The organism is Phyllobacterium phragmitis, from assembly GCF_002980495.1.
GTDB lineage: Bacteria > Pseudomonadota > Alphaproteobacteria > Rhizobiales > Rhizobiaceae > Paramesorhizobium > Paramesorhizobium phragmitis.
The window spans coordinates 23,907-50,264 of the sequence record NZ_PVBR01000007.1; the positions used below are offsets into that span (position 1 = coordinate 23,907).

General features: G+C 60.3%; 31 protein-coding genes. 17 read left to right on the plus strand and 14 right to left on the minus strand.

The window, feature by feature from the left end:
* Positions 1 to 8 precede the first annotated feature (8 nt).
* The 3 genes from C5748_RS11055 to C5748_RS11065 all read left to right on the plus strand — a co-directional run bounded on the left by C5748_RS11055 (position 9) and on the right by C5748_RS11065 (position 2,057).
* Positions 9 to 779: an amino acid ABC transporter ATP-binding protein gene (locus C5748_RS11055; protein WP_105742005.1), complete on the plus strand. Its 771-nt coding sequence runs from the start codon at positions 9 to 11 to the stop codon at positions 777 to 779.
* A 19-nt stretch (positions 780 to 798) separates the two neighbouring features.
* Positions 799 to 1,182: a RidA family protein gene (locus C5748_RS11060; RefSeq protein ID WP_105742006.1), complete on the plus strand. Its 384-nt coding sequence runs from the start codon at positions 799 to 801 to the stop codon at positions 1,180 to 1,182.
* 62 nt (positions 1,183 to 1,244) lie between these two features.
* Complete coding sequence (locus C5748_RS11065; RefSeq protein WP_105742200.1) at positions 1,245 to 2,057, plus strand: IclR family transcriptional regulator; 813 nt, start codon at positions 1,245 to 1,247, stop codon at positions 2,055 to 2,057.
* 170 nt (positions 2,058 to 2,227) lie between these two features.
* Here the strand turns inward: C5748_RS11065 and C5748_RS11070 are convergent, their stop codons facing one another.
* Together C5748_RS11070 and C5748_RS11075 are read right to left on the minus strand one after the other, a co-directional pair.
* On the minus strand, positions 2,228 to 3,661 hold the full coding sequence (locus C5748_RS11070; protein ID WP_105742007.1) for an aldehyde dehydrogenase family protein: 1,434 nt from the start codon (positions 3,659 to 3,661) through the stop codon (positions 2,228 to 2,230).
* 182 nt (positions 3,662 to 3,843) lie between these two features.
* Positions 3,844 to 4,725 carry an alpha/beta hydrolase gene (locus C5748_RS11075; protein ID WP_105742008.1) on the minus strand — a complete coding sequence of 294 codons (882 nt, stop codon included), beginning with the start codon at positions 4,723 to 4,725 and terminating at the stop codon, positions 3,844 to 3,846.
* Positions 4,726 to 5,120: 395 nt separating this feature from the next.
* Between C5748_RS11075 and msrP the strand changes: the two genes are divergently transcribed.
* Together msrP and msrQ are read left to right on the plus strand one after the other, a co-directional pair.
* Entirely contained in the window at positions 5,121 to 6,068 is a 948-nt protein-coding gene (msrP, locus tag C5748_RS11080) for a protein-methionine-sulfoxide reductase catalytic subunit MsrP (RefSeq protein WP_105742009.1), read from the plus strand.
* Between the two features lies 1 nt (position 6,069).
* Positions 6,070 to 6,747: a protein-methionine-sulfoxide reductase heme-binding subunit MsrQ gene (gene msrQ / locus C5748_RS11085; RefSeq protein ID WP_105742010.1), complete on the plus strand. Its 678-nt coding sequence runs from the start codon at positions 6,070 to 6,072 to the stop codon at positions 6,745 to 6,747.
* Between the two features lie 72 nt (positions 6,748 to 6,819).
* Here the strand turns inward: msrQ and C5748_RS11090 are convergent, their stop codons facing one another.
* Positions 6,820 to 7,041, minus strand: a complete 222-nt coding sequence (locus C5748_RS11090; RefSeq protein ID WP_105742011.1) for a hypothetical protein — start codon at positions 7,039 to 7,041, stop codon at positions 6,820 to 6,822.
* Positions 7,042 to 7,158: 117 nt separating this feature from the next.
* Between C5748_RS11090 and C5748_RS11095 the strand changes: the two genes are divergently transcribed.
* A complete protein-coding gene (locus tag C5748_RS11095; protein ID WP_105742012.1) occupies positions 7,159 to 8,151 on the plus strand; it encodes an Lnb N-terminal periplasmic domain-containing protein in 993 nt (330 codons plus the stop codon).
* 9 nt (positions 8,152 to 8,160) lie between these two features.
* On the opposite strand, the gene C5748_RS11100 is transcribed toward C5748_RS11095, so the two are convergent.
* On the minus strand, positions 8,161 to 8,508 hold the full coding sequence (locus C5748_RS11100; RefSeq protein ID WP_105742013.1) for a RidA family protein: 348 nt from the start codon (positions 8,506 to 8,508) through the stop codon (positions 8,161 to 8,163).
* 175 nt (positions 8,509 to 8,683) lie between these two features.
* Positions 8,684 to 8,953 (minus strand): hypothetical protein, encoded by a 270-nt coding sequence (locus C5748_RS11105; protein WP_146119508.1) that lies wholly within the window; start codon positions 8,951 to 8,953, stop codon positions 8,684 to 8,686.
* A gap of 506 nt (positions 8,954 to 9,459) precedes the next feature.
* Between C5748_RS11105 and rpmH the strand changes: the two genes are divergently transcribed.
* The 5 genes from rpmH to yihA all read left to right on the plus strand — a co-directional run bounded on the left by rpmH (position 9,460) and on the right by yihA (position 13,007).
* Complete coding sequence (gene rpmH, locus C5748_RS11110) at positions 9,460 to 9,594, plus strand: 50S ribosomal protein L34 (RefSeq protein ID WP_068880068.1); 135 nt, start codon at positions 9,460 to 9,462, stop codon at positions 9,592 to 9,594.
* 37 nt (positions 9,595 to 9,631) lie between these two features.
* Entirely contained in the window at positions 9,632 to 10,003 is a 372-nt protein-coding gene (rnpA, locus tag C5748_RS11115; protein WP_105742015.1) for a ribonuclease P protein component, read from the plus strand.
* A 28-nt stretch (positions 10,004 to 10,031) separates the two neighbouring features.
* The gene (yidC, locus tag C5748_RS11120) at positions 10,032 to 11,921 is read left to right on the plus strand and encodes a membrane protein insertase YidC (RefSeq protein ID WP_105742016.1); all 1,890 of its coding nucleotides are present in this window, start codon (positions 10,032 to 10,034) and stop codon (positions 11,919 to 11,921) included.
* Between the two features lie 202 nt (positions 11,922 to 12,123).
* Entirely contained in the window at positions 12,124 to 12,339 is a 216-nt protein-coding gene (locus C5748_RS11125; protein WP_199194771.1) for a hypothetical protein, read from the plus strand.
* Positions 12,340 to 12,383: 44 nt separating this feature from the next.
* Positions 12,384 to 13,007 carry a ribosome biogenesis GTP-binding protein YihA/YsxC gene (gene yihA, locus C5748_RS11130; RefSeq protein WP_245429040.1) on the plus strand — a complete coding sequence of 208 codons (624 nt, stop codon included), beginning with the start codon at positions 12,384 to 12,386 and terminating at the stop codon, positions 13,005 to 13,007.
* A 71-nt stretch (positions 13,008 to 13,078) separates the two neighbouring features.
* On the opposite strand, the gene C5748_RS11135 is transcribed toward yihA, so the two are convergent.
* Positions 13,079 to 13,795 (minus strand): anti-sigma factor, encoded by a 717-nt coding sequence (locus tag C5748_RS11135; RefSeq protein ID WP_158259846.1) that lies wholly within the window; start codon positions 13,793 to 13,795, stop codon positions 13,079 to 13,081.
* Complete coding sequence (locus C5748_RS11140) at positions 13,792 to 14,286, minus strand: sigma-70 family RNA polymerase sigma factor (protein ID WP_245429043.1); 495 nt, start codon at positions 14,284 to 14,286, stop codon at positions 13,792 to 13,794. The genes C5748_RS11135 and C5748_RS11140 overlap by 4 nt, the downstream gene beginning before the upstream one ends.
* 238 nt (positions 14,287 to 14,524) lie before the next feature.
* Between C5748_RS11140 and argB the strand changes: the two genes are divergently transcribed.
* The gene (gene argB, locus C5748_RS11145; RefSeq protein ID WP_105742020.1) at positions 14,525 to 15,418 is read left to right on the plus strand and encodes an acetylglutamate kinase; all 894 of its coding nucleotides are present in this window, start codon (positions 14,525 to 14,527) and stop codon (positions 15,416 to 15,418) included.
* A gap of 154 nt (positions 15,419 to 15,572) precedes the next feature.
* On the opposite strand, the gene C5748_RS11150 is transcribed toward argB, so the two are convergent.
* Entirely contained in the window at positions 15,573 to 16,478 is a 906-nt protein-coding gene (locus tag C5748_RS11150) for a DMT family transporter (protein ID WP_105742021.1), read from the minus strand.
* Between the two features lie 114 nt (positions 16,479 to 16,592).
* Here C5748_RS11150 and C5748_RS11155 point away from each other — a divergent pair, with 114 nt between their 5' ends.
* Positions 16,593 to 17,303, plus strand: a complete 711-nt coding sequence (locus C5748_RS11155; protein ID WP_105742201.1) for a pyrimidine 5'-nucleotidase — start codon at positions 16,593 to 16,595, stop codon at positions 17,301 to 17,303.
* Complete coding sequence (locus C5748_RS11160) at positions 17,304 to 18,227, plus strand: DUF817 domain-containing protein (RefSeq protein WP_245429005.1); 924 nt, start codon at positions 17,304 to 17,306, stop codon at positions 18,225 to 18,227. It begins immediately after the preceding gene.
* Here C5748_RS11160 and C5748_RS11165 read toward each other — a convergent pair.
* Positions 18,205 to 19,044, minus strand: coding sequence for an LOG family protein (locus C5748_RS11165; RefSeq protein WP_105742022.1), 840 nt, complete (start codon positions 19,042 to 19,044; stop codon positions 18,205 to 18,207). The two genes, C5748_RS11160 and C5748_RS11165, sit on opposite strands and share 23 nt — an antisense overlap.
* A 157-nt stretch (positions 19,045 to 19,201) precedes the next feature.
* Here C5748_RS11165 and dapD point away from each other — a divergent pair, with 157 nt between their 5' ends.
* Positions 19,202 to 20,056: a 2,3,4,5-tetrahydropyridine-2,6-dicarboxylate N-succinyltransferase gene (gene dapD / locus C5748_RS11170; RefSeq protein WP_105742023.1), complete on the plus strand. Its 855-nt coding sequence runs from the start codon at positions 19,202 to 19,204 to the stop codon at positions 20,054 to 20,056.
* A 347-nt stretch (positions 20,057 to 20,403) separates the two neighbouring features.
* On the opposite strand, the gene C5748_RS11175 is transcribed toward dapD, so the two are convergent.
* The 3 genes from C5748_RS11175 to C5748_RS11185 form a co-directional block, all read right to left on the minus strand.
* Complete coding sequence (locus C5748_RS11175; RefSeq protein WP_105742024.1) at positions 20,404 to 20,646, minus strand: hypothetical protein; 243 nt, start codon at positions 20,644 to 20,646, stop codon at positions 20,404 to 20,406.
* Between the two features lie 114 nt (positions 20,647 to 20,760).
* The gene (locus C5748_RS11180) at positions 20,761 to 20,991 is read right to left on the minus strand and encodes a hypothetical protein (protein WP_105742025.1); all 231 of its coding nucleotides are present in this window, start codon (positions 20,989 to 20,991) and stop codon (positions 20,761 to 20,763) included.
* Positions 20,992 to 21,550: 559 nt separating this feature from the next.
* Positions 21,551 to 22,135 carry a transglutaminase-like cysteine peptidase gene (locus C5748_RS11185; protein WP_245429008.1) on the minus strand — a complete coding sequence of 195 codons (585 nt, stop codon included), beginning with the start codon at positions 22,133 to 22,135 and terminating at the stop codon, positions 21,551 to 21,553.
* A 231-nt stretch (positions 22,136 to 22,366) separates the two neighbouring features.
* Between C5748_RS11185 and dapE the strand changes: the two genes are divergently transcribed.
* Both dapE and C5748_RS11195 read left to right on the plus strand, forming a co-directional pair.
* Positions 22,367 to 23,578: a succinyl-diaminopimelate desuccinylase gene (dapE, locus tag C5748_RS11190; protein WP_105742026.1), complete on the plus strand. Its 1,212-nt coding sequence runs from the start codon at positions 22,367 to 22,369 to the stop codon at positions 23,576 to 23,578.
* Between the two features lie 8 nt (positions 23,579 to 23,586).
* The gene (locus C5748_RS11195; RefSeq protein ID WP_105742027.1) at positions 23,587 to 24,207 is read left to right on the plus strand and encodes a hypothetical protein; all 621 of its coding nucleotides are present in this window, start codon (positions 23,587 to 23,589) and stop codon (positions 24,205 to 24,207) included.
* Positions 24,208 to 24,410: 203 nt separating this feature from the next.
* Here C5748_RS11195 and truA read toward each other — a convergent pair whose 3' ends face one another.
* Positions 24,411 to 25,163, minus strand: coding sequence for a tRNA pseudouridine(38-40) synthase TruA (gene truA, locus C5748_RS11200; protein WP_105742028.1), 753 nt, complete (start codon positions 25,161 to 25,163; stop codon positions 24,411 to 24,413).
* A gap of 222 nt (positions 25,164 to 25,385) precedes the next feature.
* Positions 25,386 to 26,357, minus strand: coding sequence for a methionyl-tRNA formyltransferase (fmt, locus tag C5748_RS11210; RefSeq protein ID WP_105742030.1), 972 nt, complete (start codon positions 26,355 to 26,357; stop codon positions 25,386 to 25,388).
* Between the last annotated feature and the right edge of the window lies 1 nt (position 26,358).

Genomic DNA, 26,358 nt, shown 5'->3' on the forward strand with positions numbered 1-26,358 from the left:
CTCTGGGGATGACGAACAATCTTCTCGAAATCCGCGACCTGCACAAAAGCTATGGCGCGGTCGAGGTGCTCAAGGGCGTCGACTGCACCATGCGGCAGGGCGATGTCGTCAGTATCATCGGCTCCAGCGGCTCCGGCAAGACGACGATGCTGCGCTGCATCAACATGCTGGAGGAATTCGAAGGCGGCACGATCAGCATCGACGGCCAGGCGATCGGCTATGAGATCGTCAACGGCCAGCGCCGCCGCAAGAGCGAAAGGGAAATTGCCCGGCAGCGGGCGCTGACCGGCATGGCGTTCCAGCAATTCAATCTGTTTCCGCATATGTCGGCGGTCGGCAATGTCATGCTGGGGCTCGTCAAGGTGAAGAAGATCGGCCGCGACGAGGCACGCGCAGTCGCCGAGACATGGCTCGACCGTGTCGGCTTGCGCGAGCGGGCCGAACATTATCCGGGCCAGCTTTCCGGCGGGCAGCAGCAGCGCGTCGCCATCGCCAGGGCCATCGCCATGAACCCGAAGCTGATGCTGTTCGACGAGGTGACGTCGGCGCTCGATCCCGAACTCGTCAACGAGGTGCTGCAGGTCATCAAGAACCTGGCGCAGGACGGCATGAGCATGCTGCTCGTCACGCATGAGATGCGGTTCGCCTATGAGGTTTCGAACCGTGTGATCTTCATGAACCAGGGACGCATCGGCGAGGAAGGCAATCCACGCGAAATGTTCCACAAACCCGGGACGGAACGCCTCGCGGAATTCCTCAAATCATCCACTTTCAACTGAAAAATCGGAGAATGATATCGTGACCATCAAGCGTTATGGCGCCGGCGAGACCGGAGCAGGTAAGCAGGCTCTCCCCTTTGCCCGCGCGGTCGAGGCCAATGGCTGGCTCTATGTTTCGGGCCAGGTCGCCATGGAGAACGGCGAAATCGTCGGCGGCGGCATCATCGCCGAGACCCGCAAGGCCATCGAAAACATGATCGCCATTCTTCATGAGGCCGGATATGGAGTCGAAGATGTGGTAAGGATCGGCGTCTGGCTCGATGATCCGCGCGACTTCTGGACATTCAACGGCGTCTATGCGGAATATTTCGGCGAGAACCCGCCGGCGCGCGCTTGTGTCCAGTCGCGGATGATGGTCGATTGCAAGGTGGAAGTGGATTGCGTGGCCTATAAGGCCGGATAAAGGCCCAGGTAATGGACGAATGGAGGCGGGACGAAACCCGCCTCGCATCGGGAAAGACTGATATGGACGATATGACGGTGGACACGATCAATCGCAGGGCAAGAGGGCTCGACCGTGCGTTCGAGATCCTCGATTTCCTGCGGCATCGCCGTCAGCCGATGCGACCCAACGAGATCGCGCAGCATATCGGCGCGCCGCGCTCGTCGGTCTATGAGCTGGTCAATCTCCTGATGCGGCAGGGCGTGCTCGAATATCAAGGTGAGGACGGCCGGGTGTTTCTCGGCCGCAAGCTCTATTTCCTCGGGACCGCCTATGCGGAACAGTTCGACCTGATGCGCGAATGCGACCGGCTCCTCACCAAGATCACCGAGGAGACCCGCGAAACCGCGCAGATGTGTATGCTCGAAGGCAACAAATATACCGTGGCGCTGATGCGCGAGGGTATAAGGCCGTTCCGCATCTCATCGAGCATCGGCGAGCCGGTGCCGATACCGTGGACGGCGTCGGGGCGTCTCCTGGTTTCGCATATGAGCGACGCGGAAATCCTGGACTTCATCCCGCAGGAGGATTTCCGCCTGCCTGATGGCGCCCGGCTCGATCCCGCCCAATTCATCGCACAGGTGAGAGAGGCGGCGCGGGTCGGCTATTTCACCTTCAACAGCACAATCGAGACCTTCACCCATTGCTTTGCCGTGCCGGTCTACCAGAGCGGCAAGATCTGCGTCGCCACGCTCTGCCTGGTGGCGCCGAAGGAAGACGGGCTGAAGAACCATGCGGATTACCTGAAGAGCCTCACGGCGGCGGCCGAGGATCTGTCCGCCACGCTCGGCTTTGCCGGCACCGAGGGTATGGAACGCGCCCGCAAGCGGCTTTAGAGCGTTTCACTTTCAGATGGAAGCGCGCTGCGATCTCACCCCCCTCTGGCAAGCCAGAGGGGGGTGAGATCGCAAACGATTCCGTCAAAACAAGAACCGCTTTAGCGCAGTCTACGAAAAAAGGGTCCGGAAAACCGGACCCCTTCGGAAATTACCGCAATCGCTGGAGATCAAGCCAGCGTATAGGCCGTTTTGACGGTGGTGTAGAACTCGGCGGCATATGTGCCCTGTTCCTTGGGGCCGTATGAAGAGCCCTTGCAGCCGCCGAACGGGACGTGGAAATCGACGCCGGCGGTCGGCAGATTGACCATCACCATGCCGGCTTCGGCGTTACGCTTGAAATGCGTGGCGTGCTTCAGGCTCGTCGTGGCGATGCCCGACGACAGGCCGAACGGCGTATCGTTGGCGACATCAAGCGCTTCCTCGTAATCCTTGACGCGGATGACCGACGCCACCGGGCCGAAGATCTCCTCGCGGCTGATGCGCATGTCGTTGGTCGCCTCGGTGAAGAGCGCCGGCTGCAGGTAGAAGCCCGGCGTCTCGCGGTTGAGCCGTTCGCCGCCGAAGGCGAGCTTGGCGCCCTCGCTCCTGCCGATCTCGATATAGTCGATATCCTGCTTCAACTGCGTCTCGTCGACCACCGGGCCGATATGGGTGCCGGGGTTGAGCGCATTGTCGACGACGAGACTCTTCAGCCGCTCCGTCGTGGCGGCGACGAATTTGTCGTGGATGCCCTCGGTGACGATGATGCGCGAGGAGGCCGTGCAGCGCTGGCCGGTCGAGAAGAAGGCCGAATTGACGGCGGCTTCGACGGCGACCGAGAGATCGGCGTCATCGAGCACGACGAAGGGGTTCTTGCCGCCCATCTCGAGCTGGAACTTGCGGCCATGCTCGACCGAAGCCGTCGCGACCCGCTTGCCCGTCGCCACCGACCCGGTAAAGGTGATGGCATCGATATCGGGACTGTCGAGCATCGCCTGGCCGACCACCGAGCCCTTGCCCATGACGAGGTTGAGCACGCCCTTCGGCAGGCCGGCGCGATAGAGAATATCGACGATCGCCCATGAGCAGCCCGGCACCAGTTCGGCCGGCTTGAACACAATGGTGTTGCCGTAGCAGAGCGCCGGCGCGATCTTCCAGGCGGGGATGGCGATGGGGAAATTCCACGGCGTGATGATGCCGACGACGCCGACCGGCTCGCGGGTGATCTCGACACCGATGCCCGGACGCACCGAAGGGATGACCTCGCCTGCAAGGCGCAGCGCCTCGCCGGCGAAGAAATCGAAGATCTGGCCGGCGCGGATGGTCTCGCCGATGCCCTCGGCAAGCGTCTTGCCTTCCTCACGCGACAGGAGCCTGCCCAGTTCCTCCTTGCGCGCCATGATCTCGTCCGCCGTCTTGCGCAGGATGGTGTGGCGCTCCAGGATGCCCGAACGCGACCACGCGGGAGCCGCAGCCTTGGCGGCCGCGATGGCGGACTTGGCCTCTTCTAGGCCGGCACGCGCATATTCGCCGACGACATCGTTGGTATCGGACGGATTGATGTTGGGCACGCCGCTCTCACCGATCCATTCTCCGCCAATCAGGTTCTTGTGAAGTGTCATATCCCTATCCTTCCGTTCACGGCCGATTCCCGTAATGGGCGGCCCATGCAAATTGCTGCTGTTTCCTACGCGCAGGCAGGCGTCCTTTCAAGACCATAGGGCAGAATAGAAGAAAGCATGCGGCAGCGCTCCATCGGCGTTCAGAGCGCACTTCACGTTTTGATGATATAAGAGAGCTGCTTCTATTCTGTCTGCATCGACACGGCAGGGGCGCCGTCCGGCGCCTGCCCCGCCAGCCACCGGCTGACGATGCGCACGTCCTCGTCGCCGAGAAGATGCCCGGTCTCGACGGTGCGAGCGTCGACGCGCGCGCCATTTGAACGCAGTATCGCCGAAAGCGCCGGCGCATAGGGCGCGTAGAGTTCATCCTGTGCACCGGCGACCGTCAGCACATTGGCCTTCAAATTGGCGGCCGGCGTTTCGTCGAGCACGGGCATTGGGCGCATCAGCACCGCGCGCTTGACCAGATCCGGGTGCAACAGCATGGTCGCGGCGAGAAGGTTGGCGCCGTTGGAATAACCGACGAAGGTGGCGCGGCTCAGGTCGAGATCATGGCTATTCGCCAGTCTCGTCAGGAAGCCGACGAAGGCATTGGCCTCGGCGCGCACATCCTTCTGATCGAATTTGACGGGCGTGATGCTGCGGTACCAACGCGTGCGGCCCTCCTGAAGCACCCGCCCACGCACGCCGAGCAGCACGGCATTCGGCCATATCTTCGAGGCAAGCGGCACGAGGCTCGCTTCATCGCCGCCCGAGCCGTGCAGGAGAACCACCGTCTTGCCGCTCGGGTTTTCGGTGCGATAGAAGCGATAGAGGAATTGCGGATTTCGAATGACCTTGTGGCCGGCATCCGGCTCAGCCGCTTCGTTCTTCTTTCTCATCGTCACACCTTTGCCGAGCCTGACGCCGGCAAGACTCTTCTTCATGTCGGAATTAATACCGGAAATTTCATTAGCGGCCACCTCTATCGGCGCAGGCTTCGTGGACTCGAACGCGACAGCAGGCAGCGCGGCGGCCAGAAAAACAAGGGCAGACAATACGCCGGTAAGATAGTTCTTCACCATGAGCATATCCTGACAGTGAGAGGTTAACTAAGCTTTAGGACCTTGTGCCCAGCCACTTTCCAAATCCGTATTCCCAAGCCCCACCCCCCCGGGGCCCATGCCAAGCCTTTGTTCGTTGGCCCGTCTGCGAAATTCTCATCACGGAATATAATCTAGTGTAACACATCGTGTATCTCCAGCGCGCATGCTTCAGCGATGCCTTTTGAAAGAGAACTGATGCATCTCGGCCACAACGGGACTATGCTCCACCGGATATTCGCAGCGCCGCGCGTCCGTCAGGACGCGTTTTCACAGGCTTCACAGTTTCGTGAAATTGAAACTCTTTGGCGCGGTCGTTTCGTTCCTATGCAGGATACCGGTTTCCATGCAGAAACGGCGAATTGGAGAAAAACGTCATGACCAGCTACCGCACCCCATTCGTTCCGGCTTCGGAGATCACGCCAAAGGGCGTCTATCTGCGCCGCCGGGAGTTTCTTACCGGCGCGGTCGCGGCGGGCCTGATCGGCGTTTCAGAAACCGCGGCACAAGCGGAGCCTCTCAAGGCAAAGCCGGGCCCATACGCCACGGACGAGGAACTGACGCCGCTCAAGGATGTGACGACCTACAATAATTTTTATGAATTCGGCACCGACAAGGCCGATCCGGCCGCCAATTCCGGCAATTTCAAGCCCAAGCCCTGGGTTGTGAAAGTGGACGGCCTCGTTTCGAAACCGGCCGAGTTCGATATCGACGATCTGATCGCAACGATGCCGCTGGAAGAACGGATCTACCGGATGCGCTGCGTCGAGGCCTGGTCGATGGTCATCCCGTGGACCGGCTTCCAGCTTTCCGAGCTTCTGAAAAAGGTCGAACCGCTTTCATCGGCAAAATATGTCGCCTTCGAAACCGTCACGCGGCCGGACGAAATGCCGGGGCAGCAGGGCTTGTTCCAGCCGCTGGACTGGCCCTATGTCGAGGGGCTGCGCCTCGACGAGGCGATGCATCCGCTGACCATCCTGGCGGTCGGGCTTTACGGCGAGACGCTGCCAAACCAGAACGGCGCGCCGATCCGGCTGGTCGTGCCGTGGAAATACGGCTTCAAGGGGATCAAGTCGATCGTGCGCATCAGCCTTGTCGACAAGCAGCCGCCGACTTCGTGGAACCTGCAGAACGCGCGGGAATATGGCTTCTACGCCAACGTCAATCCGGAGGTCGATCATCCACGCTGGAGCCAGGCGACGGAACGCCGGATCGGCGAAGACGGCTTTTTCGGCTCCGGGCGGCGCAAGACCCTGCCCTTCAACGGCTATGGCGAACAGGTGGCATCGCTCTATAAAGATATGGATCTGAAGGTCTATTACTGACATGGCCGTCATCGATATTGCGCGGCGCGTCAAACGGCGCAGCGATGCACTGATATGGGCGCTTTATGGTGTGGGGCTTCTGCCGGCGCTATGGAGCTTCTATCTCGGCAGCACCGGCGGGCTCGGCGCCGACCCGGTCAAGGAATTCGAGCATCGTCTCGGGCTATGGACGCTGCGTTTCCTGATCCTGACACTTATGGTTTCGCCGCTGCGCGAGATCTTCTCGATCAATCTGCTGCGCTACCGCAGAGCGCTCGGCTTGCTCGCCTTCTACTATGGCCTGATGCATTTCAGCGTCTATATGATCCTCGACCAGGCGCTCGATCTCAACACCGTCATCGCCGATATCATCAAACGGCCATTCATCACCATCGGGATGGCGAGCCTCCTCATTCTGGTTCCGCTCGCCGTCACCTCCAATTCCTGGTCGATCCGGCGCTTAGGCGCCAACTGGACCAAGCTGCATCGCCTGATCTATGTGGCGGCCGCCGGCGGCGCGATCCATTTCATCTTGTCGGTGAAAAGCTGGCCAGCCGAACCGATCATCTATGCCTCGATCGTGGCCGTCCTCCTTGCATGGAGGGTCGTGCGCCCGTTCTTCCTCAGATGGCGCCGGTCGACACGAACGAACGCCCCCCGCCCAGCCGGCAGCGCTTCGTCAAGTCGATCTTTGTTTTGACGCAAGTCCGATGAAAAAAGCAGTTCCTGCTTTTTCCCGGGAAAACCGGCTCCCACTTTTCCTGGACTTGCTCTAGCTGTCGAAGTGAATGCTGAAGCCCTGTTCGACCGCTTCGCGGCCGATCACTTCGGCCAGTCCTGAATCCGACAGGCCGCAATGCGGGAATTTCTTTCGCAAGCGCGACCGAACCGCCGATGTGGAAACGACATCCTGCTCGGGACTTATCGCCTTGAGGTAGTCCTTGACCTCGTTGACTATCGCTTTCGAGGCATGCGTATGAACCATAGCGGTCATCGGCGTCATCCTCCTTTGAAATGAAATCTTCGCACCTTTTGAGGTAGGAGTCCAATAATGCATTTGCAACCGAAACGGGGCCATCGGCTCGTCAAGAGGGGATAATACCGGAGAACCATGACGACCATATTCGCCTCGGCGCTGCGCCTTGCCGGCCGCGCCCTCCTCTTTCTGCTGATCGCCTGCTGCTTTCTCTGGGGTGGCTTCGCCCTGTGGTATCAATTGCCGTTCGGCGAAAGCGGGCGCATCGCCGCGCTTATCGTCTGGGGTGGATTGTCGCTGGTCATCCTGGCGGCGCAATTCACGTCGAGGCGGCGGCTGTCGCTGTTTGCGGTCGGCCTGGCGATGCTAACCCTGTTCGGCTGGTGGTCGACAATCAAGCCATCGCTGACGCGCGACTGGGCGCCGGATGTGGAACACACGGTGACGGGCACAGTCGACGGCAATCGCGCCACACTCCATAATGTACGGCATTTCGACTGGCGCACAGCCAGCGATTTCACGCCGCGTTGGGAAACCGATACCTACGATCTCGATACAATCGAAACGGTCGATCTTTTCCTGTCCTATTGGGCGGGCCCGGCCATCGCCCATACGCTCGTCAGCTTCGGCTTTGCCGATGGGCGGCACCTCGTCTTCTCGGCTGAAATCCGCAAGACGCGCAATGAGGCATTTTCGGAGATCGGCGGCTTTTTCAAGGAATTCGAACTGGCGATGATCGCCGCCGATGAAAGCGACATCATCCGTGTGCGCAGCAATATCCGCGGGGAGCACGTCTACCGCTATCCGATCAAGATCGATGCCGCCCCGCGCAGGCAACTTTTCCTGCTTTATCTCGACACCGCCAACAGACTGGCGAAAAAACCCGCCTTCTACAACACCATCACCGCCAATTGCACCACGGTCGTGTTCGACATGGCGCGCACGATCAATCCAGGCTTTCCCCTGGATTACCGTGTCCTGCTATCGGGTTATCTGCCGGGATATCTCTATGATGAAGGGCTGATCGCCAATGGCTCGCCGCTTGCCGAGGTGGAAAGGCAAGCGGCCATCGGCGCCCGGGCGCTTGGCGGCGCGGACGGTTATTCCGCACGCATCCGCGGCCGGTGAGGCATTCGATCAATCAAGAGCGGCGGTGACGATGATCTCCACCTTGTATTCCGGGCCGGCGAGCTTGGCTTCACCGGCGGCGCGCGCAGGCGTGTTCGCCGGATCGACCCATGCGTCCCAGACGGAATTCATCTCGGCGAAATCAGCCATGTCGTCGAGCCAGATGATCACCTGGAGCAGCTTCGACTTGCTGCTGCCGACATCCTGCAAGAGCTTGTCGACGGAAGCCAGAATGGCTTTCGTCTGAGCGGCGACGCTTTCGCCCGGCGCACCGACCTGTCCGGCGAGATAAACGGTATTGCCGTGAATGACGGCCTGGCTCATGCGCGGGCCCGGTTCGATGCGGCGGATGGTCATTGGCGAATTCCTCTTCCTGGTTTGGCCCGATCGGATCGACCGGCGGCTCCTTAATAGCCCGACGCCGGACGATGACAATGGCCGTGCCAAAATTTGAGAGGATATATCCACGGGAAGTGCGCGCGAGCCGTATGAACGAGATGCCCATTTCCGCATCCGCGCATCGTGCCGTGTGTCAGAACCACCAGACCAACGCGAGAACGACAAGCCCCAGTTCGACCAGCACGAGAGCCGGAAGCTCTCTCCCGCGCGAAGATTTTTTCGTGCAGACGCCAGCAACGGCGTTGGATGCAATTCCATGATTGTCGTTGCCCGGCTGCCGGGTCCACGTGATGGACTGAAAAGGCATTCCGTCCTTCATCCGATTTCTCCCAAAGCTCGTTGGATAGAAACTGACCTGAGACGCTTGACTGAATGACAAAACAACAAAGATCCCAAGGATCATTTATGCCCCCACGGCCTGGCTCCGCAGAGCCAGGCCGTGGCAAGCGTTGCAGAAAACACCATGCCGCATGGAGGGATGGGTTAACCACACGGGGACGAGTGCCCTGCAAGCTCTATCTGTCTGTTCGGACCACTCCTCCGGCATGGGAGGTCCTTCGGAATTGGCCAAACATTCAAAGGCGGTTCCTCAGTGACTGGCAGACGAATCAACCTTTGATTGGTCAATTAACTCATTCTTAAACATGGTTGTAAAGTCTAAATACACAACTATAGAGAGAGGAATACAATCATATCGTGTTAAACCGATCATTCGTATTTTTTCGAAATCGCCATTCTGCGCGGTTTTCGGGTGCATCGGAATTGACTTATTCGAGGGTTGCATCTATAAGCCGCCCCACGTTCGGACCCTATTGGTCAGACGGCAGTTTGCGTTGCCTGAAAGCCAGCCGAACCAGCTCCTGTCAAAAGCAGAATTAAGAAGGGCCGCACGCCGCGGTATTTAAAAAAATGAAGCGCACCTATCAGCCGTCCAAGCTTGTCCGCAAGCGCCGCCACGGTTTCCGCTCCCGCATGGCGACGCCAGGCGGACGCAAAGTCATCGCAGCACGCCGCGCACGCGGCCGCAAGCGGCTTTCCGCTTAAGCTGGCTCCGCGCGATCGGCGCGGTGACAAAGATACGATGAATGATCAAAAGCCACTCCGCCTTCGCAAGAGAGCGGAGTTTTTGACTGTGCGGACAGGAGAAAAGCGGCGCGGGCCGTTCTTCCTGCTTGAAGTCAAGACGCGCAGTGAGGCGGGATTCGCCGCGGCCAAGGCCGGCAACAGGCCGCGCGTCGGCATCACCGTCACCAAGAAGAACGGCAATGCCGTCATCCGCAACCGCATCCGCAGACGCCTGCGCGAAGCGGTGCGCACCCACGCCGCAGGTGACATGGCGGACGGGACCGACTATGTGATCGTTGCACGACGTGACGCGCTGGACGCGCCGTTTACCGAACTTGGTAGAGAACTCGCGAAGCGGGTTGCCAAAAAAGCTGAACTGAAACGTTGATCCGGTCTGACCGGACCTGGGACCGTCAATGGAAAACAACCGTAATTTCTTCATCACCATTGCCCTGTCCATTCTGATCCTGACGCTCTGGCAGGTGTTCTACATGAACCCCAAGGTCGAAGCGCAAAAGGAACAGGCTCGGATCGAGGCGCAACGCCAGGGGCAAAGCCAGCAACAGACGCAGGCTCCAGCCGGACAAGGCCAAGCTACGGGCCAGGCTACGGGTCAGTCCCAGACCGCGCCGAGCGGCGAAGGCCATGCGGACAATATCCCCTCGCCCGGCACCACCGGACAGGACGGCATCCCCGGCCAGACGGCGGCCAGCCCGGCAAACGGCACGCTGACACGGGAGGCAGCACTTGCGCAGTCCGGCCGTATCAAGATCGACACGCCGAGTCTCAGGGGCTCGATCAACCTGACCGGCGCGCGGCTCGACGATCTCTATCTCAAGGATTATCACGAGACGGTCGACGACAGCTCGCCCAGCATCGAGCTTCTGGCGCCGTCCCAGCTCAAGCAGGGCTATTTCGTCGAGCTCGGCTTCACCGGCAACGCCCAGACGGGCGCGGTGCCCGGTCCCTCGACGGTGTGGACGGTCGAGGGCAATGACACATTGACGCCCTCGACACCGGTGACGCTGACCTACACCAACGAGAAGGGCCTCACCTTCAAGCGCGTCATTTCCGTCGACAACGACTATATGTTCAAGGTCGACGACACGGTGACCAACACCACCGGAGCGCCGATCTCGCTTGCCTCCTATGGCCGCGTGACACGCTTTTCGCCGCCGGAACATCCGAGTGCGACCTATGTCCTGCATGAAGGCCTGATCGGCGTCATCGGCGACGATGGCCTGCAGGAGATCAAATATTCCACGATTGAGGATGACAAGGAAATCGCGCCGCCGAAATCGACGGGCGGCTGGCTCGGCATCACCGACAAATATTGGGCGGCGACGCTGATCCCTCCGCAGAACGAGACCTATCAGGCGCGCTTCTCCTATTTCACCGACAACCGTACCCGCTTCCAGTCCGATTTCCTCGCTGATCCGGTGACCATTGCGCCTGGCCAGTCGACCACGATCGAGAACCATATCTTCGCCGGCGCCAAGGAAGTGGCCAAGATCAACGCCTATGAAAAGGATCTCGGCATCCGCCAGTTCGAGCTTCTGATCGACTGGGGCTGGTTCTATTTCATCACCAAGCCGATGTTCTACGTCATCGACTGGCTCTACAAATTCTCCGGCAATTTCGGCGTGGCGATCCTGCTCGTCACCGTCCTCCTGAAGGGGCTGTTCTTCCCGCTCGCCAACAAGTCCTACGCCTCCATGGCGCGGATGAAGATGGTGCAGCCGAAGATGCTGGAAATCCGCGAGAAATTTGCGGATGACAAGGTCAAGCAGCAACAGGCGATGATGGAGTTGTACAAGACCGAGAAGATCAACCCGCTCGCGGGCTGCTGGCCGGTGCTGGTGCAGATTCCGGTGTTCTTCGCGCTCTACAAGGTACTCTACGTCACCATTGAAATGCGCCATGCGCCATTCTTCGGCTGGATTCACGATCTTGCCGCGCCGGATCCGACATCGCTGTTCAACCTGTTCGGGCTCCTGCCCTATGCGGTGCCGCCATTCCTGATGATCGGTGTATGGCCGATCATCATGGGCATCACCATGTTCCTGCAGATGCGCATGAACCCGACGCCGCCCGATCCGACGCAGGCCATGATCTTCACCTGGATGCCCATCATCTTCACCTTCATGCTGGCGACATTCCCGGCCGGTCTCGTCATCTACTGGGCCTGGAACAACACGCTTTCGATCATCCAGCAGGGCGTCATCATGAAGCGGCAGGGCGCCAAGGTCGAGCTTTGGGACAATCTGAGGGGGCTCTTCAAGTCGAAACCCAAACCGGCGAAATAGGCCTGCCTGTCTGATCTGAAAGCCCCCGTCAGTTCACACACTGGCGGGGGCTTTTTTTATGCGCGCAAGCACGCTAAAAGGCCTCTTTGAAACGGGAGAACTCCAATGCGCAAGTAAGCCGGTCCGCAACGTCATGTCCCGATGACGAACAGACCGCTTTCCGCTTCATCCGAAAGCCGCTTCAAACTTGCCGGAGCCCCTCATGCACGCCCCAGATCCCGATGCCATCCATCCGATGCCCGGCCATACGCGCTGCGCCTTCATCAAGAACATCGTGACGCGGCCGACGATCATCGTCGGCGATTACAGCTATTATGACGACCCGGAAGGCCCGGAGCGTTTCGAGGAGCATTGCGTCCCTTATCACTATGACTTCATCGGCGGAGCCGACATAACAAGACTGGAACAGGCGACGTGAGCAAAGCGGACGAGAAGCAGGCGGAACTGATCGAGGCGGGGCGGATGCTGTTCGCCAAGGGCTGGATATTCATTCGCGGCGTGCCGGCGATGAAATTCCTGCCGCCGGAGGGCCCGCCGGAAATCGCTTTCGCGGGGCGTTCCAATGTCGGCAAGTCATCGCTGATCAATGCGATCGTCGGGCAGAAGGCCTTAGCGCGCACCTCGAACACGCCGGGCCGCACGCAGGAGCTGAATTATTTCGTGCCCGAGGGCTATTCCGGCGAAAAGGGCGACCTGCCGCCGCTGGCGCTGGTGGATATGCCGGGCTACGGCTTCGCGGAAGCGCCGAAAGCCCAGGTCGACGCGTGGACCAGGCTCGTCTTCGATTATCTGCGCGGCCGCTCGACGCTGAAACGCGTCTACGTGCTGATCGATGCGCGCCACGGCATCAAGAAGAACGACGCCGAGGTTCTGGACCTTCTCGACAAGGCCGCCGTCTCCTACCAGATCGTGCTGACCAAGATCGACAAGATCAAGGCCGCCGGCGTGCCGCGCCTGATGGAGGAGACCGCCAAGGCGATCGCCAAGCGGGCCGCCGCCTTCCCTGTGATTATGGCGACCTCGTCGGAAAAAGGCGTCGGGCTTGACGAGTTGCGTGCGGCGATCGTGCTTCTGACGCGGGAGTGAGGGTGGGAGGGCGGTGCCAGAGCAGTTCCATTTCAGGTGAAGAAGCGCCAATCCGTCAAATGGAAACCGCGCTAAATCGCCCGCACGACGCCTGAGGCGATGACCGGGCCGGTCGCCTTGCCGGTCGGCGAGCCGCCCATCGGCTCGGCGGTGATGGCGAGGCGGATGCCGTCGCGTATCCTGGTGGCCATGGCGGGCTTCACCGGCATCTCGGTCGGACCATCCCGCTTCATCAGCCCGAGCGAAACCGGTTCGCCATTGTCGGCGATCAGCCAGATCTCCATCGAATGATCAGTGGGCATGTCACCCTCCATCATCTTCAGCCGCAACATGTCGGTGCTGGGATCGAAAACGGCCATGGTCTTGTACGGACTGCCCGCGGCTTCCATCGACGCCACCATCTGGCCGGATGATGATTGCGGCGAAAGGGGAATGAATTCGCGCCCAATTGCGATCGCCGCTAGAAGAACCGAGGCTGCGGCCAATCCACGCCAGAAGCCGAGGCTCGACCACAGCGATAGCATGGATACCGCCCGAGCTTCGCCGAACAAGCGCCGGTCGATAGCCGATTTCAGCGCTACCGGCGGTTCGACGGCCTGATAATCGTCGGACAGGCAATCGAAATGCTCCTGCCATCGGGCCACCTGAACGGCGAAAGCCTTCTCGGTCTCGATCCGGTTGCCGGCCAGCAGACGTTCGCGATGCGCCAGAACGCCGAGCACATATTCGGCGGCGACGAGATCGTCGCCTTCCGGCATGCCTTCCTGTCCTTCTGGTTTCGTCGTCATCTCTGCAGGCATTCTCTCAGTTTGATGAGGCTGCGGCGCAGCCAGGTGCGCATGGTATTGAGCGGCACGCCATGCCGTTTCGCCAGTTCCTCGTAAGTTTCTCCATTCATATAGGCACCGCGCACCGCATCCGCCCGTGGCGGATCGAGTTCTCCCAGGCAGCGATCGATCTGGCGGGCTTCGCTCGCCGCCACCGCATTGCGTTCCGGCCCAGGCGACGGCTCGGCTATCTCACCGGCCGTCTCGAGATCACCCACCGGGCGCCGGGCGCGCAACAGGTCGATCGCATGGTTCCTGGCGATCGCCACCAGCCATGAAATCGGGCTCGAATCCGTGATCGCGAAACGGTCGGCCCTGTTCCAGATCTTCACATAGATATCCTGAAGCGCATCTTCCGCCTCACCGCGATCCTTCAAGACACGCAGGCAGACGCCAAAAAGTTTCGCGCTCGTGGCACGATAAAGTGCATCGAAAGCCGCCCGGTCGCGCATGGCCACACGGGAAATCAGCTTGGACAGGTCTTCTGGCGTCCTCTCCAGGATTTTGCCTCCCTAGATTCGTGCATCACGATATCGCGCATCGAGCGGAGTACAACTCCCCTCCGGAATTTAAAATATTTGCAATTGCCTACCGGGGGTTCAATCAGATGTTTCCCCCGGCGGCAACATGCGCTATGAGACCGCGCAACTCCATACTCGCCCCTCTCTTCCTGCGGAGCCCGCGATCACCATGGCCAACGCTTCCGAAACTGCGGAAATCCAGGCGCAACTGCTTTCCGCCGCTCTGCCTTTCATGCAGCGCTACGAGAACAAGACGGTCGTGGTGAAATATGGCGGCCACGCGATGGGCAATCCGGAACTCGGGAAAGCCTTTGCCAGGGATATCGCGCTCCTGAAGCAATCCGGCATCAACCCGATCGTCGTGCATGGCGGCGGACCGCAGATCGCGGCCATGCTCGCCAAGCTCGGTATCGAATCCCGTTTCGAGGGCGGCTTGCGCGTCACCGATGAAAAGACGGTGGAAGTGGTCGAGATGGTGCTGGCCGGTTCGATCAACAAGGAGATCGTAGCCCTCATCAATGCCGAGGGCGAATGGGCCATCGGCCTTTGCGGCAAGGACGGCAACATGGTGTTTGCCGAAAAGGCCAAAAAGACGATCATCGATCCCGATTCCAATATCGAGAAAGTGCTTGATCTGGGCTTCGTCGGCGAGCCGGTCGAGGTGGACCGCACGCTGCTCGACCTTCTGGCGCGTTCCGAGATGATCCCGGTCATCGCACCCGTGGCGCCGGGCCGCGACGGGCATACCTACAACATCAACGCCGATACCTTCGCCGGCGCGATCGCCGGCGCACTCGCCGCCTCGCGCCTGCTCTTCCTGACCGATGTGCCCGGCGTGCTCGACAAGAACAAGCAACTGATCAAGAAATTGTCGGTTACCGATGCGCAGGCGCTGATCCGCGACGGCACGATTTCAGGCGGCATGATCCCCAAGGTCGAAACCTGCATCGACGCCATCAAACGCGGCGTCGAGGGCGTGGTCATCCTCAACGGCAAGACCCCGCACGCGGTGCTGCTCGAACTCTTCACCGAGCATGGCGCGGGTACGCTGATCGTGCCTTAACTTCCCCGGTCGTCATTCTCGGGCTTGTCCCGAGAATCTGCCATAAGAAGAAGATTAGGTGATTACCGTTCTGACAGACCATGCGTCGTAGATTCTCGGGACAAGCCCGAGAATGACGGCCAGGGGACGTTGTTTCAAGTTAGTTCTGACACTGCTAATACCACATCAATAGCAGCAGGATGCCTGTGACGATCAGCAGGCAACCGGCCATCTCCATGCGGTTGATGCGCTCGTGGAAGAAGAACACCGACGCCATGAAGGTGAAAACCAGCTCGATCTGGCCAAGCCCGCGCACATAGGCGACCGGCTGGAGCGTCATGGCGGTGAACCAGCAGGCGGAACCGAGCACGCCGGCAAGCCCGACCAGCGACGACGAGCGCCATGAACGGATGACGCGGCCGATTTCCGCCGGATCCTTGACGGCCATCCAGATCAGCATGAACACCGTCTGGAACACCGTGACGAAGGCAAGCGTCGCCGCCGCCTGCATGACCGGATGCGGGCTGTCGAGAGCAAGGGATGCGGTGCGGTAGGCGACGGCGGAAATGCCGAAGATCGCGCCTGACGCGATGCCGATCAGCGCTGTCCGGCTGACCAACGCCGCACCGAGATTATGCCAGGAGAGCGGCACGCGCGCCACGGATATCATCATTACACCCGTAATGCCGACGATGATGGCCGCGACGGCGCCTGCCGTGATCCGCTCACCGAGAATGATCAGCCCGAACACCGCCGCCTGTACCGGTTCGGTCTTGGAATAGGCCGTGCCGACCGCGAAATTGCGCAGCGAGAAGAGGTGGACGAGCAGGATCGTCGCGAAGATCTGCGCCAGCCCGCCGATCACCGACCAGATGAGGAATGTCCGGTTGAACGAGGGAAAGGCGTAGCCTGCGAAATGATTGAGCGCGAAGACATAGGCGAGCGCCACAGGAAAGCCGTAACCGAAGCGCACGAAACTCGCGCCTGTGAGCCCAAGCGAGGTGCGCAGGTGCTTTTGCAGGGCGGAGCGCAGATTTTGCAGAAAAGCCGCCGCGATGGTGACGGGAATCCAGAGTTCCATGGGATTTACAGTCGAAAGAATGGAGGGAAAAGCCGCCACCTTGTGCACCCCCACGCCGGCGAAGGCAAGAGTGGGACGGCTGGCATTTCCAGCGATTCATGGCATAAGGATATCATGATCAACACACCCGATGCCCACACATTCGCCCACATCACAGACTGGGTTTTCGATCTCGACAATACGCTTTATCCGCACGCCTCGAACCTGTTCTCGCAGATCGACGTGAAGATGACGAGCTATGTCGCGCAGCTTCTGCAATTGCCGCGCGAGGAAGCGCGCATGGTGCAGAAGCAGTTCTATCATGAGTATGGCACGACACTGAAAGGCCTGATGGAGCGCTACGAAATCGATACGGACGATTTCCTGGAGAAGGTGCACGATATCGATTATTCCTGGCTTGCGCCCGACCCGGCGCTGGGTGCTGCGATCCGGCAACTCCCCGGCCGCAAATTCATCTTCACCAACGGCAATCGCGGGCACGCCGAACGCTCGGCGCGGCAATTGGGCATCCTCGACGATTTCGACGATATTTTCGATATCGTCGCGGCGGACCTGACGCCGAAGCCGGCACGCGAGACCTATGACAAGTTCCTCGGCCTGCACCGTGTCGACAGCCGCCACGCGGTGATGTTCGAAGACCTCGCGCGCAACCTCGTCGTGCCGAAGGCGCTCGGTATGAAGACCGTGCTGATCGTGCCGAAGAATTTCGAGCCGACCTTCTCGGAAATATGGGAAAGCGACCCTGAATATACCGACCAGGTGGACTACGTCACAGACAGTCTGGCGGAATTCCTGGAAAACATCCTGTCGGAAAAGGCGGCGTAATTGCAGGCCGCAAAACGGTTTACATCGGTCGAAGCGCGCATCGATGCGGCGGCGCACCTATTGCTCGACCGGATGCCGCGCCACGGGATTTCCGGGGCGCTGGTCGAGTTTCTGGTGTTCGGGCTCAAGCAGGCATGGGCATGCCTCTTCGGCGGCGCGATGCTGGGCCTCATCATCGCGACGAAATTCATCTGGAGCGATGCCGACAATATGCTTCTGTCGCGCTACGACTTCCTGTTCATCGCGGCACTGGTCATCCAGCTCGGCATGCTGATCTTCAAGCTCGAAACGATCGGGGAAGCCAAGGTCATCCTGATCTTCCATGTCGTCGGCACCATCATGGAAATCTTCAAGACCCATGCCGGATCATGGGTCTATCCCGAGCACAATCTGTTGCGCATAGGCGGGGTGCCGCTGTTTTCAGGCTTCATGTATGCGGCGATCGGCTCCTATATGGCGCGGATCAACCGCATCTTCGACATCCGCCTCAACCGCTATCCGCCCTTCGCGGCGACCGCGCTCCTCGCCGTAGCGATCTACGTCAATTTCTTTGCGCATCACTATCTGCCGGATGTGCGGCTGGCGCTGTTCGCCTTCACCGCGCTGCTCTATTGGCCGACGGTGATGCACTACCGCGTCTTCCGCTTCCGCCACCGCATGCCGCTGCTGCTGGCGTTCCTGCTGGTGGCGCTGTTCATCTGGTTTGCCGAGAATATCGGCACCTGGTCCCAGGCCTGGCTCTATCCCGGACAGAAGGCGCAATGGGTGCCGGTCTCGCTGTCGAAACTCGGCTCCTGGTATCTCCTGATGATCATCTCCGTCGTGCTGGTGACATGGGTGCACCCGCCGCGTCCGCTCGAAGACGAGGCCGGCGCGGATATCCGGCCCAGGGCGGGAAAGGTCAAAGTTCGTAAAACGTCTTGATCTTGCCCCATGCCTCTTCGGCGGTATCGACAAAGGTGAGCAGCTCGACATCGGCGGGCGAGATCGTGCCCTGCTCGGCCAGATATTCGATATTGATCGCCTTCGACCAGAATTCCTTGCCGAAAAGCAGGAGCGGCACGCGCTCCATGCGGCCGGTCTGGATCAGCGTCATCGTTTCGAAGAGTTCGTCCATGGTGCCGAAGCCGCCGGGGAAAACCGCGAAAGCCTTGGCACGCATCAGGAAATGCATCTTGCGGATGGCGAAATAGTGGAAGTTGAAACAGAGATCCGGCGTCACATATTGGTTGGGCGCCTGCTCATGCGGCAGGACGATGTTGAGGCCGATGGTCGGCGCGCCGACATCCGTCGCGCCACGGTTTCCCGCCTCCATGACGCCCGGACCACCGCCAGTGACGATGACGAATTCGCGATAATAGGTCGAGGCTGAATATTGCGAGCACAGGCGCGCGAAGCTGCGCGCTTCCTCGTAATAGCGTGAATTGGCCTCGAGATTCTTCTTCTGCGTCTCGTTCTTGGCGGCCCATGCCTCGCCGCCCGGCTCCGGGATGCGGGCGCCGCCGAAGAGCACGACGGTCGATTTGATGCCGCGCTCCTCGAAGATCATCTCCGGCTTCAGAAGCTCGAGCTGCAGCCGCACCGGGCGCAGTTCGCGGCGGGTGAGAAAATCCTGGTCGGCATAGGCAAGCTTGTAGGCGGGCGCACGGGTCTGCGGCGTATCGGGCACCGTCTCGGCATGTCGGACGTCATCGCCTGAATGCGTGAATGGCGTCCAGCCGTTCTTTTCCATCGGATTCATGCTTTTTCTTTCTCCATTGCAATCGCTCCGGCGATTGACCCCCATGCCGCCTTCGCTTATCAGCCTTAAGCTATTTTCTGCGAAAGCCCGGCTGCCGGCCCAAGATACGGAGCCTAGCCCGCGGATCGTCAACAGTCCGTTTAGGAGCGACTTCCCAATGTCCAAGCCAGACCTTGCCAGCCTTGAAAAGATCATCGACAAGGCCTTCGAAGAACGCGACGGTATCAACACCCATACCCGCGGCGAAGTCCGCGATGCCGTCGAACATGCGTTGACCGCACTCGACCGCGGCGAAGCCCGTGTTGCAGAAAAAGGCGCGGACGGTAACTGGCACGTCCAGCAATGGCTGAAGAAGGCCGTGCTCCTCTCCTTCCGCCTCAATCCGATGGAGATCATCGGAGGTGGTCCGGGTCAATCCGTATGGTGGGACAAGGTTCCCTCGAAATTCGACGGCTGGAGCGCGCATGAATTCGAAAAGGCCGGCTTCCGCGCCGTGCCCAGTTGCGTGGTGCGCCGCTCGGCCTATATCGCCCCCTCCGCCATCCTGATGCCCTCTTTCGTCAATCTCGGCGCCTATGTCGGAGAAGGCACCATGGTCGACACCTGGGCAACCGTCGGCTCCTGCGCCCAGATCGGCAAGCATGTGCATCTCTCCGGCGGCGTCGGCATCGGCGGTGTGCTGGAGCCGATGCAGGCCGGACCGACGATCATCGAGGACAATTGCTTCATCGGCGCGCGTTCGGAAGTGGTCGAGGGCTGCATCGTGCGCGAAGGCGCCGTCCTCGGCATGGGCGTGTTCATCGGCAAATCGACCAAGATCGTCGACCGCGCCACGGGTGAAATCTTCTATGGCGAGGTGCCGCCCTATTCCGTCGTCGTCGCAGGCACGATGCCCGGCAAGAACCTGCCGAATGGCGAGCCGGGCCCGAGCCTCTATTGCGCCGTCATCGTCAAGCGCGTCGATCAAAAGACCCGCTCCAAGACTTCGATCAACGAATTGCTGCGGGACTGATTTAGAGCAGTTCCTGTTTTGATGGAATCGGGTCGCTTTAGATAGCAATGGCATTAGTGTCTGACCGCTGGCGGGATGGCGATGTTCCGGAATGGGTCCTCGGGTCAAGCCCGAGGATGACGAACCGGAGAGGTTTCCGCCTGTCTCCAACGTTGGCGATTGGCGGAAAACATCCCTGCAATCGTCATCCTCGGGCTTGACCCGAGGACCATTCCGGAACGATCCAAACTCTAGGCTCCCGACAAAAACAAAGCGGCGAAGCCAGGCTTCGCCGCTTTTCAATACCAGCCCCAAGACGGTTATCAGGCAGCCGGACTGGAGGACGACATGCCTACCGTCTCAGTTCCTTATTCACCGACTGCGGGAGACGCGTCGCTGAAACGGTTGGCTGCGGGATTGGTCGCGTTGACCGTGGTCTCCGGAGCCTTCCTGTGGATGCTCGCGGTCGGCGTGTAGTCGACGCGGCTATGCGCTGACGGCGTATGGTCATTGGCATAGAGGTCGGCAGGGATGCCGAAATTCGGGTTTTCTGCAAAAGCTGCACCGGCGCTCAGAGCGAGGGCGGCAGCGGCAAGAACGATCTTCTTCATTTTAGTCTTCCTTTCGACGTATCGCCCCATTGGATGGCGGGCCGCATCCAGGCAAACCTGACGCGCCGGAGGCGTTACCCGCCATCCGCCGGGGAGATCGGTTATCGGTGTGGATTACTGCTGGTTGGCAGGGGACGCATCGCCGAAACGATTTGCGGCCGGATTGGTCTGATCGACGACGGACTTGCCGATCGAAGCCGGAGCGGCATAATCGACCTTCTGCGTAACGGCAGGCGTGCTGTCATTGGCATAGAGATCGGCAGGCGTGCTGACGGCAGGATTTTCGGCAAAGGCGGCGCCGGCGCTCAGAACGAGGGCAGCAGCAGCAAAAGCAATCTTCTTCATATTCTATCTCCATTGAACTTTTCTCGAAAACGGCTGCGTTGGGGAGGACGCCGTTCCGATAAAGCGCAGATGGGAGACAATGGTTGGGAATTCCAATAACGAAAATGTTCAATCGCTCACGCTTTTGTGCGCTTGAAATTCCGCTACCGGCTTACTAATCATAAATTTTCATGTATGAAATCAATTAGTTACTGAATAGTTCAGCTCTCACAGGATCGTTACTCGGCTATCATTGTTCAGATGTTCTGAACAGTGTGTTCTAATGGAGCGTTCAATAATCGAGAACGATCGCCTTGCGCTGGGCGAATCCAGTTGGAAACGATGCGCCGACATGCCCCATTTCCATGACAGCAGCATGACAATTGTAGTGGCAGCGGCAGCGCTGAGGCATGGATCCTGTGACAAGCAACGGAAAACCGCTTTGCACTTTTCCTGGACTTGACCTTTTTGCCGACGCAAGGTCCGGACGGAAAACCGCTTTGCACTTTTCCTGGACTTGACCTTTTTGCCGACGCAAGGTCCGGACGGAAAACCGCTTTGCACTTTTCCTGGACTTGCTTTAGTTCGACGCGATCTTGGCGGCGCGGCCTGATATGGCGACCCACCGGCCGGAATTGTTCTCCGCCTGCATCTTCACATAGTGATAGCCGGTCTTCTCGACCGGGAGGATTTCATTGCGCAAATTGTCGAGGATGAAATCGCCATTGGCCGTCCTGACGGTGAGGACGATATGGGCCTCGCCACCGTTTCGGACCATGGTGATCAGCAATTGCGATGCGCTAAAGCCGGAGGCCAGCAGCTTCGCCCGCTTCAGCAACACATAATCCTCGCAATCACCCATTCCTTTGGTCGGCAGCGTCCAGTAATCGCGTTTTCCGTAGATGTCGAAATCCGATTTCGGCTTGATTGCGGCATTGACCGACCGGTTGACCCGCTGAAGCTTCTTCCAGCGCGCGCTCGTCATCGCGACGGGGTGCAGAACGCGGTGCGCTCCGCACTGGCCGGGGTTGCGCTGACAGAACTCCATATGACCGTAGGGGATGCTGGTCGCGCCGCCGGCGGAAAGCCGCTGTGCCGCTTCGACAATTCCCACTGAACCGGCAAGCATTGCTGCCGTACACACCACGACCGCATATTTGCGCATCGATCGTTCCCCTTTTATCGTCGTTACAACGTGGCCCGTTTGCCGGGCTTCTTTGGTAAAGTTCCGTTAACTAACGATGGCTGTCACAGTGAGGTCAAGTTAAATTTATATGTCAGTTCATATCATAATGGCCCATACAACCCGGCAAACGGCCTATCGAGCGGCAATGGCGCGGCCCGATGAAAATAGCTGGTGCAGCCTTGCCACGACTCCTGTAATGACAATCGGACCATGACATTGCCTGTTGATCCCGTCGAAAACCTCGCGGTCCTCATCCGCTGTCCCTCGGTAACGCCAGCCGAAGGCGGCGCGCTGACTGCGCTCGCCAACATGCTGAAACCGCTCGGCTTTTCCATAGACCAACCGGTGTTCTCGGAAAGCGGCACGCCTGATATCGACAATCTCTATGCCCGGCTTTCCGGCGATGGGGCCGGTGACGGGCCCGGCAATGGGCCGCATCTAATGTTTGCCGGCCATACGGATGTCGTGCCTCCGGGCGACGAGAGCGCCTGGAAGCATCCGCCTTTCTCGGCGGCGATCGACAATGGCGAAATCTACGGGCGCGGCGCCGTCGACATGAAGGGCGGCATCGCCTGCTTTGCCGCGGCCGTCGCCCGCCATGTGGAGGAAAACGGCCCGTTGAAGGGCAGCATCTCCTTCCTCATCACCGGCGACGAGGAAGGCCCGGCGATCAACGGGACGGCGAAACTGCTCGATTGGGCCAAGGCCAGGGGCGAGCGCTGGGATGCCGCTGTTGTCGGCGAGCCGACCAATCCGGACCGACTGGGCGACATGATCAAGATCGGCCGGCGCGGCTCGGTCTCCGGCACCATCGTCGTCCGAGGGGTGCAGGGGCACGCCGCCTATCCGCATCTCGCCGAAAATCCGGTGCGCGGCCTCGTCACTTTGGTCGAAGCATTGCTCGATCCGGTTCTGGACGAAGGCACCCGGGATTTCCAGCCGAGCAATCTCGAGGTCACGACCATCGATGTCGGCAATCCGGCGACCAATGTCATTCCAGGGAAGGCGACGGCGTCGTTCAACATCCGCTTCAACGACAGTTGGACGGGGGAGACGATCATGGCCGAGATCCATAACCGTCTCGATCACGCGGCGGCGAGCAACAGGCTGCGGCCCGGACGCGAAACGCCGATCGCCTACGAGCTTTTATGGCGCGACCGGCCGAGCCCGGTGTTTCTGACACGCGACGACAGGCTGATCGGCACCCTCAGCGCGTCGATCGAGGCCGTTACCGGGCGCAAGCCGCAGCTTTCCACCTCCGGCGGTACATCCGACGCCCGCTTCATCAAGAATTACTGTCCGGTCGTGGAATTCGGCCTGGTCGGACAGACCATGCACATGATCGACGAACGTGCTGCATTGTCCGATCTGGAAATGCTGACCAGAATCTATCAACGTTTCCTAGCGGATTTCTTTGCGTGAGCCATTCCATGCCGACGCTCGACGATATCCATCGCTATCTCTACGGAAGCTGGCGCATGATGCGCGGCCGGCCGGATGGTCTTGTCCATCTCGACATATCGGCGGAGGGATTCTGGCAGTCCTTTTATGCGATGCTGGTCGCGGTACCGCCGCTTTTCGCCGGATGGGTCGCCTATGCCGCCGATCTCGCCAGGGGCGATGACGAGGCCGCCCTGCGGCTCAGCATCGTGCTGCGCACCGCGACCGTCGATATGATCTCCTGGGTGCTGCCGATCGTGGCGATCGGCCTTCTCGCCAAGCGCATCGGCATCTCGCGGCGCTTCGCGCCCTACGTCATCGCGTCCAACTGGGGAACGGCACTGATCGCCTGGCTGTTCGTTCCCGTGACGCTGCTGCGGCTGTTCTTCCCGATGTCGAACGAAATCATGGCGCTGATCTCGATCATGCTGTTCGGCGTGTCGATCGTTTTTTCCTACCGCCTGACGCAGGTGGCACTGCAAAGGCCGCATGCCTTCGCGCTGCCCTTCTATGCCGTGCTTTTCATCGGATCGATCTTCATCACCATCATGCTCCAGCACCTGCTCGGCATCGATTATCCCGCCGCCGCCGACAGTACATTGTTGCATTAGTCTGTCAGGGCTAGCTTGAAAATAGCCTCCCCCTCGCCGTCATTCTCGGGCTTGTCCCGAGAATCTACGACCTATGGCCTGTCAGGACGGTAATCACTTTTCTTCTTCTTCTTATGGCAGATTCTCGGGACAAGCCCGAGAATGACGGCAGAACAAGGGGCCCTATCCTGCCAGTGTTTCAATTTAAACCATGACACCCTCTATCAGACCCGTTCGTAATCGACCTTGATAAGATAGAGCCCATAAGGCGGCGCGACCTGTCCGCAGGCGCTGCGGTCGCGCGCTTCGAGCGCTGCGACCAGATCATCGTCCGTCCAGCGGCCGACGCCGACCTCCATCAGGCTGCCGGCGAGCGAGCGCACCTGATTGTGCAAGAAGGAACGGGCCGAAGCGCGAATTTCGATAAGTTCGCCCCTGCGCACGACATCCAGCCGGTCGAGCGTCTTGACCGGGCTCTTCGCCTGGCATTGCGCGGCGCGGAAGGTGGTGAAATCATGATTGCCGAGAAGACGCTGGGCGGCCCTATGCATCGCATCGGCATCGAGCGGCTTCGACACCCACCAGGCGCGATTGACCTCGACGGCAATGGGCGGGCGGCGATTGACGATGCGGTAGAGGTAATGACGGGCAGTGGCCGAGAACCGCGCGTCGAAACTCTCCGGCACACGCTCGACATTCAAGATGACGACGCGCTCGTCGGCTGCTACCAGATGCGCATTCAGCGCATCGCGCACCTTCGCCGCGCCCCAATCCTTGCTCAGGTCGGCATGCGCCACCTGCGCTAAGGCATGCACGCCGGCGTCCGTCCGCCCGGCGGCGCCGAGCGTCACGGCCTCGCCGCAGAATTTGGCCGTAGCCTGTTCGATCGCGGCCTGAACCGCGTGGCCGTTCTCCTGCCGCTGCCAGCCGGCATAGGGCGTTCCGTCATATTCGATGGTGAGCTTGTAGCGCGGCATGTTAAAGCCGTCCCGGTTTTAACGGGAACGCCGCGCTCACACCCCCCTCTGGCCTGCCGGCCATCTCCCCCACAAGGGGGGAGATTGGCTGACATGGTGCACGGCGCTCGTTCTGCAACGTCGGCGATTGGTGCCGAACGCCCATGAAGGTGTAATCTCCCCCCTTGTGGGGGAGATGCCCGGCAGGGCAGAGGGGGGTGACACGTCGGAAAGCCGCGAGCATCAGAAAACCCGCGTGATCGGCGCTCCGCGCAGGAACTCCGCGGCGCCAAGCGGCTTGCCGCCAGCCTTTTGCAAGAGCGTGAGCCGCACCGCGCCTTCGCCGCAGGCGATCGTCAGCCCGTCGCTGGGGAGGATCGTGCCCGGTGCACTATTTCCTTCCGCCAGCATCGATTTCAGCAGCTTGACCCGCTCCGGTTTGTCTGCCCCGCCCTTAAGCTCTCTTCGGTCGCTGGCGGGGACCCCACCGATCTCCATTTCGCACCATGCGCCCGGGAAAGGCGAAAGGCCGCGAATGCGATTGTGAATGTCGCGCGCATCATGCGACCAGTCGATGCGGGTTTCCGCCTTGTCGATCTTGGCGGCATAGGTGACGCCCTCTTCCGCCTGGGGCTTCAGCGTCAGGCTGTCACGCTCAAGTGCGGCCACAGCCCGGACCATCAGGTCGGCGCCGATCATGCTCAGGCGGTCATGCAATTCGCCCGACGTCATGTCAGGCGTGATCGCCACTTTCTCGACCATGGCGACCGGCCCGGTATCGAGCCCCTCGTCCATCTTCATGATCATCATGCCGGTTTCGCGGTCGCCGGCCATGATCGCGCGCTGGATCGGGGCGGCGCCGCGCCAGCGCGGCAGAAGCGATGCGTGGCCATTATAACAGCCGAGCCTGGTGCCTTCGAGGATCGGTCGCGGCAACAGCAGGCCATAGGCAACCACCACCGCCACATCGGCTTCAAGCGCGCGGAACCTCTCCTGCTCCTCAGCACTTTTCAGGCTTTTCGGCGTGCGCACCTCGAAGCCGAACTGCTCGGCCTTCTCATGTACCGGCGATTTCGTCAGTTCCAGCCCGCGACGTCCGGCGGGGCGCGGCGGCTGGCTATAGACCGCGGCGATCTCGTGGCCCTGGCCGATCAATGCAGTCAGCACCGGAACGGAGAATTCCGGGGTGCCCATGAAAATGATGCGAAGCGACATG

Bases quoted from the DNA above. Each gene is read 5' to 3' on its own strand.
- C5748_RS11055 (WP_105742005.1), top strand. From the start codon at position 9: ATGACGAACAATCTTCTCGAAATCCGCGACCTGCACAAAAGCTATGGC.
- C5748_RS11065 (WP_105742200.1), top strand. From the start codon at position 1,245: ATGGACGATATGACGGTGGACACGATCAATCGCAGGGCAAGAGGGCTC.
- C5748_RS11070 (WP_105742007.1), bottom strand. From the start codon at position 3,661: ATGACACTTCACAAGAACCTGATTGGCGGAGAATGGATCGGTGAGAGC.
- C5748_RS11075 (WP_105742008.1), bottom strand. From the start codon at position 4,725: ATGGTGAAGAACTATCTTACCGGCGTATTGTCTGCCCTTGTTTTTCTG.
- msrP (WP_105742009.1), top strand. From the start codon at position 5,121: ATGACCAGCTACCGCACCCCATTCGTTCCGGCTTCGGAGATCACGCCA.
- msrQ (WP_105742010.1), top strand. From the start codon at position 6,070: ATGGCCGTCATCGATATTGCGCGGCGCGTCAAACGGCGCAGCGATGCA.
- C5748_RS11090 (WP_105742011.1), bottom strand. From the start codon at position 7,041: ATGACCGCTATGGTTCATACGCATGCCTCGAAAGCGATAGTCAACGAG.
- C5748_RS11095 (WP_105742012.1), top strand. From the start codon at position 7,159: ATGACGACCATATTCGCCTCGGCGCTGCGCCTTGCCGGCCGCGCCCTC.
- C5748_RS11100 (WP_105742013.1), bottom strand. From the start codon at position 8,508: ATGACCATCCGCCGCATCGAACCGGGCCCGCGCATGAGCCAGGCCGTC.
- C5748_RS11105 (WP_146119508.1), bottom strand. From the start codon at position 8,953: ATGATCCTTGGGATCTTTGTTGTTTTGTCATTCAGTCAAGCGTCTCAG.
- rpmH (WP_068880068.1), top strand. From the start codon at position 9,460: ATGAAGCGCACCTATCAGCCGTCCAAGCTTGTCCGCAAGCGCCGCCAC.
- rnpA (WP_105742015.1), top strand. From the start codon at position 9,632: ATGAATGATCAAAAGCCACTCCGCCTTCGCAAGAGAGCGGAGTTTTTG.
- yidC (WP_105742016.1), top strand. From the start codon at position 10,032: ATGGAAAACAACCGTAATTTCTTCATCACCATTGCCCTGTCCATTCTG.
- C5748_RS11125 (WP_199194771.1), top strand. From the start codon at position 12,124: ATGCACGCCCCAGATCCCGATGCCATCCATCCGATGCCCGGCCATACG.
- yihA (WP_245429040.1), top strand. From the start codon at position 12,384: ATGCTGTTCGCCAAGGGCTGGATATTCATTCGCGGCGTGCCGGCGATG.
- C5748_RS11135 (WP_158259846.1), bottom strand. From the start codon at position 13,795: ATGACGACGAAACCAGAAGGACAGGAAGGCATGCCGGAAGGCGACGAT.
- C5748_RS11140 (WP_245429043.1), bottom strand. From the start codon at position 14,286: ATGCGCGACCGGGCGGCTTTCGATGCACTTTATCGTGCCACGAGCGCG.
- argB (WP_105742020.1), top strand. From the start codon at position 14,525: ATGGCCAACGCTTCCGAAACTGCGGAAATCCAGGCGCAACTGCTTTCC.
- C5748_RS11150 (WP_105742021.1), bottom strand. From the start codon at position 16,478: ATGGAACTCTGGATTCCCGTCACCATCGCGGCGGCTTTTCTGCAAAAT.
- C5748_RS11155 (WP_105742201.1), top strand. From the start codon at position 16,593: ATGATCAACACACCCGATGCCCACACATTCGCCCACATCACAGACTGG.
- C5748_RS11165 (WP_105742022.1), bottom strand. From the start codon at position 19,044: ATGAATCCGATGGAAAAGAACGGCTGGACGCCATTCACGCATTCAGGC.
- dapD (WP_105742023.1), top strand. From the start codon at position 19,202: ATGTCCAAGCCAGACCTTGCCAGCCTTGAAAAGATCATCGACAAGGCC.
- C5748_RS11175 (WP_105742024.1), bottom strand. From the start codon at position 20,646: ATGAAGAAGATCGTTCTTGCCGCTGCCGCCCTCGCTCTGAGCGCCGGT.
- C5748_RS11180 (WP_105742025.1), bottom strand. From the start codon at position 20,991: ATGAAGAAGATTGCTTTTGCTGCTGCTGCCCTCGTTCTGAGCGCCGGC.
- C5748_RS11185 (WP_245429008.1), bottom strand. From the start codon at position 22,135: ATGCGCAAATATGCGGTCGTGGTGTGTACGGCAGCAATGCTTGCCGGT.
- dapE (WP_105742026.1), top strand. From the start codon at position 22,367: ATGACATTGCCTGTTGATCCCGTCGAAAACCTCGCGGTCCTCATCCGC.
- C5748_RS11195 (WP_105742027.1), top strand. From the start codon at position 23,587: ATGCCGACGCTCGACGATATCCATCGCTATCTCTACGGAAGCTGGCGC.
- truA (WP_105742028.1), bottom strand. From the start codon at position 25,163: ATGCCGCGCTACAAGCTCACCATCGAATATGACGGAACGCCCTATGCC.
- fmt (WP_105742030.1), bottom strand. From the start codon at position 26,357: ATGTCGCTTCGCATCATTTTCATGGGCACCCCGGAATTCTCCGTTCCG.